This window comes from Vibrio lentus (assembly GCF_030409755.1).
In the GTDB taxonomy this organism is placed as follows: Bacteria; Pseudomonadota; Gammaproteobacteria; order Enterobacterales; family Vibrionaceae; genus Vibrio; species Vibrio lentus.
Window position 1 is genome coordinate 1,067,360 of the sequence record NZ_JAUFQE010000002.1, and the last position, 14,687, is coordinate 1,082,046.

15 protein-coding genes are annotated in these 14,687 nt (G+C 44.4%); 10 read left to right on the forward strand and 5 right to left on the reverse strand.

Annotated features, from left to right (window positions below):
* Positions 1–106 precede the first annotated feature (106 nt).
* Both QWZ07_RS13225 and QWZ07_RS13230 read left to right on the forward strand, forming a co-directional pair.
* Entirely contained in the window at positions 107–250 is a 144-nt protein-coding gene (locus tag QWZ07_RS13225) for a DUF2256 domain-containing protein (RefSeq protein WP_102561523.1), read from the forward strand.
* Positions 251–339: 89 nt separating this feature from the next.
* A complete protein-coding gene (locus QWZ07_RS13230) occupies positions 340–1,224 on the forward strand; it encodes a PA4780 family RIO1-like protein kinase (RefSeq protein ID WP_280136710.1) in 885 nt (294 codons plus the stop codon).
* Positions 1,225–1,423: 199 nt separating this feature from the next.
* Here QWZ07_RS13230 and QWZ07_RS13235 read toward each other — a convergent pair whose 3' ends face one another.
* The 4 genes from QWZ07_RS13235 to QWZ07_RS13250 form a co-directional block, all read right to left on the reverse strand.
* Positions 1,424–2,164: an SDR family oxidoreductase gene (locus QWZ07_RS13235; protein WP_192853551.1), complete on the reverse strand. Its 741-nt coding sequence runs from the start codon at positions 2,162–2,164 to the stop codon at positions 1,424–1,426.
* Complete coding sequence (locus tag QWZ07_RS13240; RefSeq protein ID WP_192853552.1) at positions 2,164–3,723, reverse strand: cryptochrome/photolyase family protein; 1,560 nt, start codon at positions 3,721–3,723, stop codon at positions 2,164–2,166. Before QWZ07_RS13240 ends, QWZ07_RS13235 begins: the two co-directional genes overlap by 1 nt.
* Entirely contained in the window at positions 3,720–5,108 is a 1,389-nt protein-coding gene (locus tag QWZ07_RS13245; RefSeq protein ID WP_192853553.1) for a DASH family cryptochrome, read from the reverse strand. The genes QWZ07_RS13240 and QWZ07_RS13245 overlap by 4 nt, the downstream gene beginning before the upstream one ends.
* A 227-nt stretch (positions 5,109–5,335) precedes the next feature.
* Positions 5,336–5,758 (reverse strand): universal stress protein, encoded by a 423-nt coding sequence (locus tag QWZ07_RS13250; RefSeq protein ID WP_004733915.1) that lies wholly within the window; start codon positions 5,756–5,758, stop codon positions 5,336–5,338.
* A 235-nt stretch (positions 5,759–5,993) separates the two neighbouring features.
* Here QWZ07_RS13250 and QWZ07_RS13255 point away from each other — a divergent pair, with 235 nt between their 5' ends.
* The 3 genes from QWZ07_RS13255 (at position 5,994) to QWZ07_RS13265 (ending at position 7,801) form a co-directional block, all read left to right on the forward strand.
* Positions 5,994–7,124 carry a PcfJ domain-containing protein gene (locus QWZ07_RS13255; RefSeq protein WP_065112491.1) on the forward strand — a complete coding sequence of 377 codons (1,131 nt, stop codon included), beginning with the start codon at positions 5,994–5,996 and terminating at the stop codon, positions 7,122–7,124.
* 24 nt (positions 7,125–7,148) lie between these two features.
* Positions 7,149–7,283, forward strand: a complete 135-nt coding sequence (locus QWZ07_RS13260) for a hypothetical protein (RefSeq protein ID WP_017107965.1) — start codon at positions 7,149–7,151, stop codon at positions 7,281–7,283.
* A 65-nt stretch (positions 7,284–7,348) separates the two neighbouring features.
* Positions 7,349–7,801 (forward strand): GNAT family N-acetyltransferase, encoded by a 453-nt coding sequence (locus QWZ07_RS13265; RefSeq protein WP_192853554.1) that lies wholly within the window; start codon positions 7,349–7,351, stop codon positions 7,799–7,801.
* Between the two features lie 18 nt (positions 7,802–7,819).
* Here the strand turns inward: QWZ07_RS13265 and QWZ07_RS13270 are convergent, their stop codons facing one another.
* The gene (locus QWZ07_RS13270) at positions 7,820–8,605 is read right to left on the reverse strand and encodes a 4'-phosphopantetheinyl transferase family protein (RefSeq protein WP_192853555.1); all 786 of its coding nucleotides are present in this window, start codon (positions 8,603–8,605) and stop codon (positions 7,820–7,822) included.
* 239 nt (positions 8,606–8,844) lie between these two features.
* On the opposite strand from QWZ07_RS13270, the gene QWZ07_RS13275 reads away from it, so the two are divergent.
* The 5 genes from QWZ07_RS13275 to QWZ07_RS13295 all read left to right on the forward strand — a co-directional run bounded on the left by QWZ07_RS13275 (position 8,845) and on the right by QWZ07_RS13295 (position 14,655).
* Positions 8,845–9,624, forward strand: a complete 780-nt coding sequence (locus QWZ07_RS13275) for an ABC transporter ATP-binding protein (RefSeq protein ID WP_065112669.1) — start codon at positions 8,845–8,847, stop codon at positions 9,622–9,624.
* Positions 9,621–10,559 carry an ABC transporter substrate-binding protein gene (locus tag QWZ07_RS13280; protein WP_065112494.1) on the forward strand — a complete coding sequence of 313 codons (939 nt, stop codon included), beginning with the start codon at positions 9,621–9,623 and terminating at the stop codon, positions 10,557–10,559. Before QWZ07_RS13275 ends, QWZ07_RS13280 begins: the two co-directional genes overlap by 4 nt.
* Complete coding sequence (fhuB, locus tag QWZ07_RS13285; RefSeq protein WP_192853556.1) at positions 10,556–12,532, forward strand: Fe(3+)-hydroxamate ABC transporter permease FhuB; 1,977 nt, start codon at positions 10,556–10,558, stop codon at positions 12,530–12,532. The genes QWZ07_RS13280 and fhuB overlap by 4 nt, the downstream gene beginning before the upstream one ends.
* 195 nt (positions 12,533–12,727) lie before the next feature.
* Positions 12,728–14,383: a multidrug ABC transporter permease/ATP-binding protein gene (locus QWZ07_RS13290; RefSeq protein ID WP_192853557.1), complete on the forward strand. Its 1,656-nt coding sequence runs from the start codon at positions 12,728–12,730 to the stop codon at positions 14,381–14,383.
* A 59-nt stretch (positions 14,384–14,442) separates the two neighbouring features.
* The gene (locus tag QWZ07_RS13295; RefSeq protein WP_017110665.1) at positions 14,443–14,655 is read left to right on the forward strand and encodes an MbtH family protein; all 213 of its coding nucleotides are present in this window, start codon (positions 14,443–14,445) and stop codon (positions 14,653–14,655) included.
* Positions 14,656–14,687: the final 32 nt, after the last annotated feature.

A 14,687-nucleotide genomic window follows, 5' to 3' on the forward strand; every position in this document is an offset into this window, starting at 1 on the left:
CAGCAACGATTAGAATACGGCGTCATTCCCTAAAACGACGAACGAGCGTAATAGGAAATCTTTCCTCAACGAATCGGTTAATGGATTCATCGGCAAGGAAGAGGCAATGCACAAGAAACCACATCTACCCACCAAGACATGTCCCGTTTGCCTCAAAACATTCTCATGGCGTAAAAAATGGCAACGTTGTTGGGAAGAGGTGATTTATTGCTCTGAACGTTGTCGTCGCCACAAGACAAAACCCACATAATCTCCCTTCATTTAAGAATCTATTGAGAATAACCACTCATTTAACGAGTTAATATTTTATCTGTCAGGTAACTCATGTATAAAGACGACATGAAGATACCTAAAAGAATACAGCCTTTAGTTGACGATGGTTTAGTCGACGAGGTGAAAAGCCAACTCATGAGTGGCAAAGAAGCGTCAGTGTACATAGTACGCTGTGGTGATACGATCCGTTGTGCCAAAGTGTACAAGGAAATAAGCCAACGTAGCTTTAAAAAAGCAACGGCATATCGAGAAGGGCGAAAGGTCCGCAATAGCCGCCGCGCTAGAGCGATGGAAAAAGGCTCTGGTTTCGGTCGCGAGCAACAAGAAAAAGTATGGCAAAGTGCAGAAGTGGATGCCTTGTATAAGCTGGCAGAAGCAGGCGTTCGTGTGCCTGTCCCTTATGGCTGTTTTGATGGCGTGCTGCTGATGGAGTTGGTCACTGATGACGAAGGTTATGTCGCTCCGAGATTGAATGATGTGGTGATGCCGCCTGAACAAGCGATTGAAGATCATGCGGTGATGATGACTTATGTCGTTAAGATGCTTTGCGTTGGTTTAATTCATGGCGACTTGTCTGAATTCAATGTATTGGTTGATGAATATGGTCCTGTGATTATCGATTTGCCGCAAGCGGTCGATGCTTCTGCGAACAACAATGCCGAGTGGATGTTGACTCGTGATGTTAATAATATCCGTGACTATTACGCGCAATTTGCCCCTGAACTGGCGACCACTGAGTACGCTAAGGAAATGTGGGCACTGTTTGAGAAGGGTGATTTGAAGCCGGATAGCAAACTCACGGGTGAGTTTACCGAAAGTGACGCCTTGGCAGATATTGATGCCATCATGCAAGAAATTGACGCCGCCCGCGCTGAAGAGCAAAGCCGACGTGAGCGCGTTAAGGAAGAAAAAGAAGGCGTCGACGAGAGTAAATTCAACTGGGCTGAGTAGCGGTAATAGTAAAGTAATGATCAGTGTTGATCCTTAATTGAATCCTCAGAGAGTCCTTCGTTGAAACGACATCTTTAGTTTCAACCAACAGCTTCGCGTTTACTACTAAACCCAACAGAGCCATAGCTTTGTTGGGTTTTCTATTTTTACCACTCATCAAATTTTACTATTCATCAAAGCCAGCGATTGCTATTCCTCCCTACCAAGTCAATTGCTCACCATCATACGCGTAGAAATGACCGCTTTTATCCGGAGTAGCGGTTCGAATGATGTCCACCAAATGATGAGCTACATAACTAGACTCAAACAACTTACCTTGGGGCACATTGGTCTGAAAGGGCTTGGATAGAGCGGTGTCGGTTGTACCAGGGTGGAGCGCCAACACTGTGCCTTTCTTCAATGTGCGTTGCCATTCAATCGACATGGTTTTGATGAACATGTTGAGTGCGGCTTTGGATGAGCGATAGCTATACCATCCACCTAATCGGTTGTCTGAAATGCTGCCGACTTTGGCTGATACCACAGCAAATTTTGGATTGTCACTGGCTTTAAGAATCGGCGTGAAGTGCTTGGCCAATAATAAGCTAGGTAGGGTGTTTACCGAGATGTTTTTCAGAAAGAATTCTGGGTCGATAGAGGACAAATTCTTTTCTGGGCCAAGGTCTGGCGTATGAAGCATACCCACGCAATTTATTAACCAATCCAATCGCTCGAATTGAGTGCTTAGTCGTTCAATATCAGCTTCGTTGGTGGCATCTACTTGGTGCCAATTTAAACGGTTATCTTCCAATTCTGGTCGTTGTGAATGATAAGTCGCGTCGACATGGACATCGAGAAAATCAAAGCGAGACAGCTCAGACAATAGGTGCTTAACCACGGCAAAACCAATACCGCCGCTGCCACCAATGACCAATATGTGTAATCTGAGTTGTTCCACCATTATAAGTTCTCCAAGTTAGTCAGTCGTTGTTCTGCGGTGTCGAGTATCGCTTGTTGGTCTTGCTCATCCATATTGTCCCAAGAGCGATAAAGCATCCCCATTCGAGGGTTGCGATTTAAGGCCTCGCGATGTTTGTTCATGAAGCGCCAATACAAGCTGTTGAATGGACAAGAACTCTCGCCACTGCGCTCTTTAATTTGGTAATGACAGCCTTTGCAGTAATCACTCATGCGACTAATGTAAGAACCGCTGGCAGAGTATGGTTTGGTTCCGACGATCCCGCCATCAGCAAAAAGTGCCATACCTCGCGTATTCGGCATTTCGACCCATTCAATCGCATCAACGTATATACCAAGGTACCAGCTATCAACTTGATCCGGGGCAATACCTGTAATTAAGCAGAAGTTACCGGTGATCATAAGCCTTTGAATGTGGTGGGCATAAGCAAACTCGAGGGATTGATCAATCGCGTGCTTCATACAATTCATCTTGGTTTGCCCATCCCAAAAATAATGAGGCAACTGACGGTCTGCTGCGTAGTGGTTTTTGTTGGCGTAAGCAGGCATGTTCGACCAATAAACGCCACGTATGTATTCTCTCCAACCTAGAATTTGGCGTACGAACCCTTCAACTTGCGCAATATCGATAGTGGGTGCGTTTGGCTTAGAAGAGGACTGATAAGCCGACAGCGCTGCATCAATCACTTCTTGGGGGCTTAGCAGTTTGCTATTCAACGAAAAGGAGAGGCGACTGTGATACAAACTCCATTTTGAATCATGCTCGGTCGTCATTGCATCTTGAAACTGGCCGAATAGCGGCAAACAGACTTGGCAGAAGTGAGCAAGAAGAGAAAGACTTTGCGCTCGGTTGACTGGCCATAATAACTGATCACCAACTTCACCAATGGTTTGAACTTGATGACGCTCGATGCGTTTTAAAATCTCAGAAATATCGTTGGAAAACATTAATGGTTGCGGCAAGTTGTCGATGTCTTGCTTCTTGAGTTTGTTGCGATTGTTTGCATCGTAATTCCATTTTCCGCCAACCGGTTTGCCATCGTCGAGCAGGATGTCAAAGCGCTTTCTCATTCGACGATAGAAGTGTTCCATCATGATGTGTTTGTCTTTAGGAAACTGGGTTTCAATCTCGTCAAACGGAAACAGGAAGTGCTCGGAATCGCTACAGCCTTTGGTTACCCCAGTTAACTTCAGCTTTGCCAATTGTTGGAGAAGTCGATATTCGTCTGGCTGTTGGTATTCAAATTTTTCAGCAGCAAACTCGTGGACATAGTGTTGCAATAGAGCATCGAGATTTTCAAATTGAGTCGTGTCATCCAGAGTTAGGTGGAGTACCTGATGACCTTGTTGTTTGAGCTCGTCGGCAAAGTAGTCCATCGCAGAGAAAAAAGCGGCCACTTTTTGGATGTGCGATGCAACGTAGTCAGTCTCTTGCTTGAGTTCGGCAATGATATAAATGACGTCGTCATCAACCTGTTGAAACCAGGAGTGCTGGACATTGAGTTGGTCGCCTAAGACAAGGCGCACGGTTTTGAAGTTCATAACACATCCTGATTGTTAGTTAAGACAGGTTCTTTGCTGCTCGCATTCCACTTGTTGATGAATATATGGTCTGGGTCATACATATCGGTCTGCTTAGCCAAGTCGAAATGGTGTGATTTGGGTTGTGCTTGGTTGGCATTCTTTTGTTTGTTGGTTTGGGTGTTTACCTGAGAGTTCAGGGCTCCGGCTATGTAAGCCCAATTACCCCAGTTTGATGCCACGTCATAGTCGATAAGTTGGCTCTCAAAATAGGCTGCGCCGTGTCGCCAATCGATCCCTAGTTCGTAGATCAAACAGCTAGCGGCCAGCTGTCTTCCTCGATTAGACATGTAGCCTGTTTCGTTAAGTTGGCGCATACACGCGTCGACAATCGGGTAGTTGGTATTGCCACTTTTCCATTTGGCTAAATTCAAGTTCGACGTTGCTGAGGAGTTTGGGGTGTTGAGTTCTTGTTTTGAAGAATCACCGAATAACGATGAGCCCAGAGATAAACATTTCCAATAGAAATATTCGCGCCACAACAACTCAAAGTAGATCCAATAGGTTGAATCGTTACTGCCATGTTCGGTTTCGAACTGCTTCAAATGGCTATAAATCGTTTTAGGCGAAACGCAGCCGAGTGCCAACCACGGCGAAAACTTGGTTGAGTTTTCGATGCCGTCAAATGCGTTTCGAGTCTGCTTGTAGTCAAGAGCGTAATCATGTGAGAAGTAGTTATCTAGATGTGCTAGTCCTGCGTCTTCGCCACCCAAATAATCGTTTGTTGCTGCGCTTTCATCATTTGATGAACTGAATAGTGGGATTGCCGATACTGGTGTTGGTGTTGATGTCACTGCTGGTGGAAGGTGTGCAATAACCGTCTCGCCGCCATTAATGTCCAAGTGTTCGACTAGCTTTCTAAATTTGGTAAACGAGCTCGGGACTTTTGATAATTCAAACGGCAGCTCATGTGAGTCAAACAAGGTCGAGTGATGTGGCAAGCATGTTATTAAACCAGGGTGACGGCTTTGTAGTGAATGAATCAATCGTCGCTCTTCGTGACCGCAGTGTGCATTGGCGAAAAAGTGGGTGACGAGCTGTGTAGCAATGATTTGGCTGAGTGTTTGCTCGGCTGCGTCTGGTTCTAAATGATTACTGTGAATCACGACAAGTTTCTGCCCAAGCTTCACTAAATTCGAATCTAAATTGTCTATCGATTGTGAAACAAAGGTCTGGCGATGCGCGCCATAACTTTGCTCTTGCGCGAAATCAGCAGAGAAACGAACCAAAGTGGGTTCGACAATCGCACAAATGAGCTTATCGACGCTCTGTGCAGCGTAATGGAACAATTGATTGTCGTTGATTCTTAAGTCGTTTGTAAAAAGATAGAGACCAATCTTTTTCATTACTTACACTCGTGATTTGTTAATTATTAGACGCTTACGAGTTGATAAGCCGACAAGATCACAAATGAACTTAGCAAATGGGGGATAGTTGGATTGGGGTAAATAAGAGGGGATGTAAGCCAACCAATAATACCGATAGAGGCTGGCTAATGAAGCCTGGCTTTATAAGCCAAAACAGCTATTTTTTAAGAGCGACAGTTTTTAGGAACCGTGGGTCTCTAGAAGCTCTAGTCCATAGGAACGACGAGTATGTCGACGGGAGAAGAGTCTATCAATTGCTTTGAGTGCGAGATGATCTTATGCCAAAAATCGTGGTGATGACCACAAAGCATTAGGTCAATGTTGTGCGTTTTCACGGCATCCTTGAGTTTATCATTCAAATCACCTGTACCTACGAAAATATGCTGAACTGGCTGTTTAGCGTAAGCCTCAAACTCTCTTAAGTGTTTTATCGCATCATCATTGACAGGTAAGTCACCATTATTTTGCTGAATATCAACGAGTTCTGGGTAGATTTCTCCGTGAGTACCGTCGATATAAACAAACGAAAGTTCCGTTTCTAGTTTGTTCGCGAAGAAGGTTGCTCTATCAATGAGTATTTTCGAGTCATCAGACATTTCAAGTGCGACCAGAATATGTCGGTATTCCATAATTAAAGCCTCTTGTTATTAGTGATGTTACAAGCATAGTTTCTCTCTAAGTAAATGATATCGAAGAGGTCTCATATTGCGTAAAATCATCATTCAAAGATCTTCTAAGTACTCTCGTATTTATATCGCTTTGATTGATAAGAAATTTACAAAAGGTTGTTATAGTGGTTCGAGCGTTAGCTTATGCTAGTAGATAGGCTCGACAGTTCAACGCGCCACTAACAAAGAGGCACCAATGACAGCATTACTTACCATTCCCACTCGCACATTAGGCTTTGACTACGATATTGAGATCAGTGATTGGTCGCAAAAGCTCGTGGGCTTTCATGTGTTTGAAGATGGTAGACGGCCGCTCGACGGTGGTATTGGTTTAAGCCTCAATCTTGTTGAACAATTTGATGTAAATGGCCGTTGGTTAGATTCGTTACCTGATCGTTATCGTGAAATCACCGATGATTTTCCCGAGTATCAATATCAAATGCTTTGGTTGGCTGCGAACACTTATGAGGCGGCTCAACTGCTTGAATTAAGGCCGGTTATCTTGGCGTTAATCTGCATGAAACACAGTGTCGATAACAAGAAAGCATTGGAACTGAGTCGCCTAGGACAAAAGAGAATCTTAGCCAAACTGGGCTTAGACGGAAGTAAAGCGACGCTCAAATTTATCGATAAGCTAGAGCTTAACTATAACGTTGGAGATGAGCTTGACCACATTGTTCGAATTCTCGAACCGCTGCAAAGGCGTGTGCTCAAATTCAAACATTACTCTAAAGTAGGCTATACAGCGCTGCGTTTGGATCAGGTTCATCCGTTTTTAACCGGCAGTCGATTAGGTATTGCAATGGTTGAAGAGGGAAGGCTCAATGCGCCTTCAAAGATGGCTATGTTCCAAGACGCGATTTTACTGGGTCAAGATTTGGAGATGGACGATCCATTGCGCGCCATCACCAGTCAAAATTCCTTTGCTATGTTTGAGCAACTGCATGATAGATGGACAGAACAGCGTCAGTTACGCCGTCTAGAAGGAAATCGGCCTGTGGACATGGACATCCCTTATCCAGTTCCTTTACTCGGTAATGACAATATTCATCCGCTTACTGATTACTACGACCTTGAACAAGAGGGCGTGGAACAAAAACATTGTATTGGCGTCTATCACAATCGAATCATGAGCGACCGCTATGTGGTATTTCGAATGCTCAAGCCTCAGCGCTTAACCATTGGCTTACGTCGTGTTCCAAGCAAAGCCTTTCCGTTTGAAATTGACCAGATTTGTGGGAAACGAAATGCACCGCCATCCGAGTCTGCTCGCCAAGTTATTCATGATTGGTTAGAAGCGAGTAAGCAAAAGTATCCGAAGCAATAGCTGTGACGTAGAAGGAATAACAGGATGTTTCAACAAGGTGATTTATGCCCGCATTGTGGTTTGATTATTGTGATGCCAACGGATTTGCAAGCCGAATGCTTGGGGTGTGGCGAAGAAATCAATGAAGACCCAGCCGACAGTTACGAAGAAGAAGAGTAGCTTTATCTACACTGATATAAACCAAGGCTAGGATGGCCAAATTACCCTTTCAAAGGATGGAAGAAATGCAGAAAGTAATCTTTAGAAACTGTGATGAAAGTTCACCTTATTGGAGTGAATTAGAAGGCTTATTTCAAAGCGAATGGTCTGATTTCAAGTTGAAAGATACGTATAAAGACAGCGTGCAACTTCCCCCAGTAATAACAGTACTTCGCGATAATGTGGTCATTGGTGGCTTGGCATATTCCCATTTTCAGGAACCTCATCAAGTGCGGGATGTTGTGTGGATCAACGCCGTGTTTGTTGAACCTCAATGGCGCGGCCAAGGTATTGCGAGTGAATTGATTAAACGAGCTGTTGAACAAATGCCAGACTATTATCAATCCCAACCCTCGAAAGATTCAACGTCTAAGTTGTACGCCTACACCAATATTGCGCCTTTGTACCTTTCTCTTGGTTGGTCAATCGTCGAGATTGAAACCGAACCCAATCATCACGTCGTGAGCGTTTCGTTTTAGATTCAAACAGAATAGTCGTTATGTATCTGTCGAGTAGTAACACACCGTCAGGTATGCGTTCTCTTGTGCTAAATGGTCGTATTGGCAAATTATACTCTCCGATTTATCGCCGTTTAAATTATGACTCTCTGAATCGGAAATCTGCGAAGTGATATCTTTGGACAATTCGAATTGAACTGTGTTTTTGTCAATCGCGATCAATATTGCTGATTTAAAATCTAGTCCTCTTGAAACAAAGCGAGCCAATGCTTTGTAAATAGCCTCCTTAGCCGAAAACAGCAATGTCACAGCTTCAGCCCGAGTTAATCCATACCTCACCACCAAATCGACCTCTTGTACGGTCGCGACCATGTTCTCGATATCATCACAAACTTCATGGGAAATTCGGTGTTGTATATCGACCCCAATGTTTTCTTTGTTCACATGAGAAGAAGGTAAAACTGCCACAGTGGCTAAGTTGTTACTATGGGAAATAGAACCCATTACACCATTTGGCAGACGTGGACTTCGGTCGACATTCGGTTCAAGGGACTTATGTGAAAAGCCCAGACTTTTTAATTCCCTCGCGACTAAATAACGTCCCGCAAAATACTCCGCCTTTCTTTTGTCGACCGATTGAGAGATCGCGATAGGGCAGTACACGTTTGTTATATAAAACAAATCGTCGTCAAAGCTTTGTTGATCAAACTGCGCAACATGGATTCCAATCCCCTTAGCTTTACAGATACATTCTTTTTGAAAGTTAAATTCGGCCACAATAAATGGATGATCCGTTGGTAGTGGACGAAAGGTGTTGTTCATCATTAGCTTAACCATTTTGCAACAAGGTGAATAATCAATAATAAGCATCCATTATTCATGGTAAGGACTCTAACCCACTAAAAAATAGGGGAAAAGGTCGTATGGCATATAGTTTAATCTAAATGAAAATCGTTTGCATTAGAGTTTTCGCAAGTGTATAAATGTTTGTCTGTTAATGATTTTATGAATATGTTCGTATTTCATTAATTTTTTAGTGAATGATGTGTTTTAAGGTTGAAGATATGCTCGAAGCAAAGGGACTCGGTTTTAGCGTAGGGGATAAGCAATTGCTCAAGACATTTGATGTGTCGTTTGAGCAAGGAAAAATCTACGCTTTGGTTGGGCATAACGGCTCGGGGAAATCGACCTTATTAAAGTTGCTAGCGAAGCAACAGCACGCCACTTCAGGCGATATTTTCCTGAAAGATAAAGCGGTCGCTAAATGGTCTGATAAGGACTTCGCACAGCAAATTGCTTACTTACCTCAACATTTACCTGCAACCGACAGTTTATCCAGCAAAGACCTGGTGAGCTTTGGTCGCTACCCTTGGCACGGCTTATTAGGTCGACTTTCAAGTAAAGATAAGCAATACGTTGAAGAAGCGATGCAACTTACCAACACAACGCAATACGCTGATCGTTTAGTGGATACCTTATCGGGTGGTGAACGCCAGCGTGTGTGGCTTGCGATGCTGTTGGCTCAACGCACCAAATACCTTTTGCTCGATGAGCCTTTAGCAGCGCTCGATATCGGCCATCAGATTGAAATGCTGACATTGATTAAGCGCCTGAGTGAAACATTAGAGATTGGCGTGATCATCGTGATACACGACATCAATATGGCTGCACGTTTCTGCGACCACATTATTGCCTTACATAGTGGCGAGCTATTAGTTGAAGGCGAGGTTGATGAGGTGTTCAAAGAGTCGATATTGAAAGATATCTATGGTGTGCCTATGCACATTACTCAACACTCTGCGGGTTACCCAGTCGCGATGCCTGGTGATTTGGAGCCAGCATGATGCTTAAACAGTCTTTCCAATCAATATTACATCGCTCGCACGTCACTCGTACTCTTATCTCAAGTGTTGTTATCTCTAGCTTACTGGTGTTTTCTCCACTTTCGTCAGCTAATCAAGATACGTCTGAGTTGAATGATGACGATCGACCTCGATTGGTTTCCATCGATTGGACTCACACTGAAACGCTTTTGGCATTGGGCGTTACTCCTATTGCGGTAGCGCAAATTCCCGATTACAACTCGTGGGTAAAGTCTCCTCAAATCCCGTCAACTGTTGCGGATGTCGGCTTACGAACACAGCCAAACCTTGAACGCATTCATGAGCTCAAACCGGACAAGATATTACTCTCTCCAATGTTTTCAACGCTGGAGACTCAACTCAGCAAAATTGCCCCTGTCACGACCATTGGTTTGTACCGAAGCGGTGATGTCGATTGGTCAGCGTTAGAAACGGTTACCCGAAAGTTAGCAAAGGTCTCTGAAAAACAATCTCAAGCTGAAGTTTTGATTCAGAAAGCGAATGCTGAAATGGGTCGTTTAGGTACTCAGCTACCAAACAATGTGCCTGCAATGTTGATGGTGCAATTCATGGACACTAATCACGTTCGCGTTTTTGGGGATAACAGCCTATACAAAGCTTCAGTAAACAAGATTGGCCTTGAATCAGCATGGAAGGCGCAAACCAACGCTTGGGGTTACAGCTTGGTTGGTGTCGATCAGCTTATTGGCGTTAAAGGTCAAATCGTGATTATTTCGCCAATGCCAGCAGGGACTGAAGAGAGCCTTAAAGCAAATCAGTTTTGGCAATACATTGTGAAAGAGTCGGGTTATCCCGCGCTACAAGTACCAGCGGTGTGGAGCTTCGGGGCGATACCTTCTGCAACACGCTTTGCAAGGTTCATTGTTTCTGAATTGAACCAAGGAGGCGTGCTATGAGAGCTCTCTCGTTTGGTGTTTTGACTCTTTTAATGGTTTCTACATTGGCTCTAATTGGGCAACACTTATCTGTCTCTCAGTTCGGATTGAGCCGACTTTCTAGCTTGTGGACCGCTGATTTTACTTCTCCTGACTCAGTGAAACTGCATTTGGCTTGGTGGCCGAGGTTATTCACTACATTGTTATCTGGCGCAGCGTTGGCAGTGGCGGGTGTCTTGATGCAACAGGTGCTCAGAAACCCTTTGGCTTCACCGTCTACGTTAGGTGTCGCGAGCGGTTCGAGCTTTGCACTTATGTTAGCGACACTCTATGCCCCTTGGCTTTTAGAGTGGTCTTATTCGTTGGTGGCACTTGTTGGTGGCGTCACTACGATTGGTTTGGTGTTTGTTTTGTCTTGGCGACGTGCTTTATCTCCAACCGTCGTGATTGTCTCTGGCTTAGTCGTGAACCTCTATTTTGGCGCTGTGAGTACTGTCTTGTTAATGATGAACCAAGACAAACTGAATGGCTTAATGATTTGGGGCGCAGGTTCATTGGTTCAAACCGGGTGGGAAGATGTTCAGTACTTGGCTCCACGCTTAGCGATTGCGACTCTCATGGCGTTTCTGTTCGTAAAACCACTGAGCTTGCTTAAGTTATCAGAACAGGGCGCTAAGAGCTTAGGTGTTTCGTTACCAAAATTAAGAGTCGCTTGTCTCGGTTTGGCGGTTTTGCTGACGGCTTGGGTTGTGAGTGCTGTTGGTGTTATTGGATTCGTTGGTTTAGCAGCCCCTGCCTTAGCACGCTTGATGGGTGTGCACCGTTTAGTGCCTAAATTATTGGTATCTATGCTGTTAGGTGGCTTGTTGTTAAGCCTTACCGATCTGCTTATTCAACAGTTGCCGGGCATCATGTCTATGTTTGTCCCGACAGGGGCTGCAACGGCTGCGTTAGGTGCTCCACTGTTGTTGTGGTTGCTGCCCAAGTTGTCCATGAAAAGTCAGTCACAAACACAAACTGTATTAACGCGTCATAAGAAAGTAGCTTCTCGCTTAAACAAGCATTCAGTGGTATTGGCCAGCTTGTTTATTGCGATGTCGCTGGTCGTGTTTAGTTTGTTCTCTGTACAAACTGAAGGTTGGCGTTGGTTATTTCAAACTCAAGATTGGGCAATGCTCGAATGGCGTTTACCTCGATTAACGGCAGCGGCATTAGCGGGCAGCATGTTGGCAGTCGCTGGTACGATCGTTCAGCGTTTGAGTGGCAACCCAATGGCCAGCCCAGAAGTGATTGGTATCAGTTCTGGTACGGCATTAGGTTTGATTATCGCAATCTTTGCGGGCTTTGGCAGCAGCGTGGTTGGCCTTTATGTCGGTGGCTTTATTGGCGCGGTCTGTACTTTGGGCATCATTGTTGTGCTTAACCAAAAGTCGGGCTTCCAACCGGAAAGAGTACTATTAACAGGCGTTGCGATAACGGCACTGATGAACGCTGTGCAAAGTTTTGTATTGGCAGGCGGTGATCCAAGAAGTTATCAAGTTCTGGCTTGGTTGGCAGGTTCAACGTATTACGTCACCGAGGTAACTCTCGTGCCGTTACTGATATCTTCGGTTGTATTTATCTCGTTAGGTTTTCTCTGTGCGCGATGGTTGGATGTGTTGCCATTAGGGCAGGCGAGTGCCCAATCTCTTGGTATCAATGTATCAAGATCTCGAATTCTATTGTTGGTGCTGGTGGCATGTTTAACCGTGAGCGCAACGCTGGTAGTTGGTCCATTAAGCTTTATTGGTTTGATGGCTCCACACATGGCGAGATTATTTGGTTATAGCCGTGCTAAAGAGCACCTGATCTGTTCTTCGTTAATTGGTATGGCACTGATGTTGTTCTCGGATTGGCTTGGTAGACAGTGGCTTTACCCACAAGAGATCCCAGCAGGATTGGTGGCTTCGATTATCGGTGGCATGTACTTGATGTGGGGCTTAAGAAGGTTATAGCAGTCGCTTGTAGTCCTTGTCGTTAATTATCGCGATTACTGAACACTAGTAACGGGTGTCTGTTGAATTAACGGGTTGAGCTTCTAGAGGCCAAGACTAAACAACAAGATTATCGTACTTGGTTTATACGGGTTTATCTTTTTCTTTATTGATAATGATAATCACAATAATAATTAATTGAATGGTGTATATGAAATGGGATTGATCCTATTGCTGGCTGAAAAACAGAAAAAGTCACTGTTGTTCGTGATCTTATTGAGTATTGCGAGTGCGTTCTTGAGCGTGGGCGTGATTGCGTTTATTCAGCATAAGTTACTTGAAAGCAGTGGTCCACTTTCCAATACCCTAATTCAGTTTACTTTGCTGCTGATTGGTTTGTTGGTGACAGCCACCGTTGCTCAAGTTGCTCTCCATAAGCTGGGACATAAATTCGTTTATAACAAGCGTTGTGAATTGGTCTCTCAACTGTTGAATACCGATATAGAACAAGTCGAGAAGGTTGGAAGTGCAGGGGTACTCGCGTCACTTAATACTGACATTCGAAATATCACTATCGCATTCGTACATTTGCCTGAGCTGATTTATGGCTTGGTGTTAACCGTGGTGGCATTGGTCTACCTGGCTTTTTTGTCTATGCCTCTGTTTGTTGTCAGCGTTTTAATGCTGTCGTTAACCGGTGTCATTGGCTATCTGCTTGTTACGCGCATCACTAAACACGTTAAACAGGTTCGTGAGTACGACGACAAGTTGTATCACGATTACCAGTCCTTAATTGATGGTCGTAAGGAGCTATCTTTAAACCCATTCAGAGCTAAGCGTTACTTTGATGAAACGTTTTCAGTCAATGCTGAAGGTTACCGCAATCAAGTGACACAGGCCGATATCCTAAATGGTTTTGCTGCAAACATGGCGAATACCGTGGTATTGGCGCTGATTGGTTTGAACTTTTATCTGGCGACTGGCTTAGGTTGGGCGACGTTAGAAGTCGCATCTACATTCGCATTGGTTGTGTTGTTTATGAGAACACCATTGATGTCTGCAGTGGGTTCAATTCCAACCTTGATTACTGCCAATATTTCGATGAAGAAGTTGTCGTCGTTAGAGTTGAGTACCGACCGAAGCTTGAGTCCAAAATCGGCAAAAACCAAAGTATTCAACTCACTAGAACTCGTGGGAGCGAGCTATCGATATCGCTCAGATTTTGATGGCGACGCATTCAGCGTAGGTCCAATCGATTTTAAAATAGAACGCGGTGAACACATCTTCATTATTGGTGGAAATGGCAGTGGTAAGTCGACCTTTGCTCGTTTGCTTACGGGGCTCTACCGACCGCATTCTGGCCAAGTTTATGTCGATGGTAATGAGGTGACTCAAGCACATTGGCAAGATTATCGCCATCAATTCTCGGCTGTGTTCAGTGATTTTCATCTATTCCATCAAATTGTCGATGGTGAAGGCCAAGACATCGATAGCAAAGATATTGACGAGTGGATGGTACGTCTTGAAATGGCACATAAGGTCGATCACCAGCAAGGTAAGTTGAGTGATGTTCGCTATTCACAAGGTCAACGAAAGCGACTGGCACTGATGATGTCAGTTCTCGAAAAACGCGGTTGTATTCTGCTTGATGAATGGGCCGCTGATCAGGACCCACGCTTTAGAAAGCTGTTTTACCGCCAGTTACTACCACTGCTTAAACAGCGTGGGGTGACTGTAATCGCGATTACTCATGATGACGCTTATTTTGATGCCGCAGACCGCATTTTCAAAATGGATACCGGCAATCTTATTGAGTTGAGTAAAGGGGATTTGGCTCAAGCGCACCAAGCACTAGAAAGTGTTGTCGCTTGAGTTTTTAAGAGCCGAGTTAGGCTCAAAAACATAATAAAACAAAGTTAGTTGAGGAAAGAATGAGTATCGATAGCCCAAATACGGAATTTACCGTTGTTATAAACGAACAAGAACAATACAGCATTTGGCCAACCTACCACTTAGTGCCCAATGGTTGGACTGAGGTCGGTGTAAAAGGCAAAAAAGAACATTGTCTTGCGCACATCCGAGAAGTTTGGACTGATATGCGTCCGAAAAGTTTACGCGACGCGATAGACGCTCTAGAACACTAAACCCGTTTAACTTTTAGTTAGCACCTGTACTT

What these genes read in the sequence shown, in the direction of transcription:
- QWZ07_RS13225 (WP_102561523.1), top strand. Translation starts at nt 107, where the DNA reads ATGCACAAGAAACCACATCTACCCACCAAGACATGTCCCGTTTGCCTC.
- QWZ07_RS13230 (WP_280136710.1), top strand. Translation starts at nt 340, where the DNA reads ATGAAGATACCTAAAAGAATACAGCCTTTAGTTGACGATGGTTTAGTC.
- QWZ07_RS13235 (WP_192853551.1), bottom strand. Translation starts at nt 2,164, where the DNA reads ATGGTGGAACAACTCAGATTACACATATTGGTCATTGGTGGCAGCGGC.
- QWZ07_RS13240 (WP_192853552.1), bottom strand. Translation starts at nt 3,723, where the DNA reads ATGAACTTCAAAACCGTGCGCCTTGTCTTAGGCGACCAACTCAATGTC.
- QWZ07_RS13245 (WP_192853553.1), bottom strand. Translation starts at nt 5,108, where the DNA reads ATGAAAAAGATTGGTCTCTATCTTTTTACAAACGACTTAAGAATCAAC.
- QWZ07_RS13250 (WP_004733915.1), bottom strand. Translation starts at nt 5,758, where the DNA reads ATGGAATACCGACATATTCTGGTCGCACTTGAAATGTCTGATGACTCG.
- QWZ07_RS13255 (WP_065112491.1), top strand. Translation starts at nt 5,994, where the DNA reads ATGACAGCATTACTTACCATTCCCACTCGCACATTAGGCTTTGACTAC.
- QWZ07_RS13260 (WP_017107965.1), top strand. Translation starts at nt 7,149, where the DNA reads ATGTTTCAACAAGGTGATTTATGCCCGCATTGTGGTTTGATTATTGTG.
- QWZ07_RS13265 (WP_192853554.1), top strand. Translation starts at nt 7,349, where the DNA reads ATGCAGAAAGTAATCTTTAGAAACTGTGATGAAAGTTCACCTTATTGG.
- QWZ07_RS13270 (WP_192853555.1), bottom strand. Translation starts at nt 8,605, where the DNA reads ATGATGAACAACACCTTTCGTCCACTACCAACGGATCATCCATTTATT.
- QWZ07_RS13275 (WP_065112669.1), top strand. Translation starts at nt 8,845, where the DNA reads ATGCTCGAAGCAAAGGGACTCGGTTTTAGCGTAGGGGATAAGCAATTG.
- QWZ07_RS13280 (WP_065112494.1), top strand. Translation starts at nt 9,621, where the DNA reads ATGATGCTTAAACAGTCTTTCCAATCAATATTACATCGCTCGCACGTC.
- fhuB (WP_192853556.1), top strand. Translation starts at nt 10,556, where the DNA reads ATGAGAGCTCTCTCGTTTGGTGTTTTGACTCTTTTAATGGTTTCTACA.
- QWZ07_RS13290 (WP_192853557.1), top strand. Translation starts at nt 12,728, where the DNA reads ATGGGATTGATCCTATTGCTGGCTGAAAAACAGAAAAAGTCACTGTTG.
- QWZ07_RS13295 (WP_017110665.1), top strand. Translation starts at nt 14,443, where the DNA reads ATGAGTATCGATAGCCCAAATACGGAATTTACCGTTGTTATAAACGAA.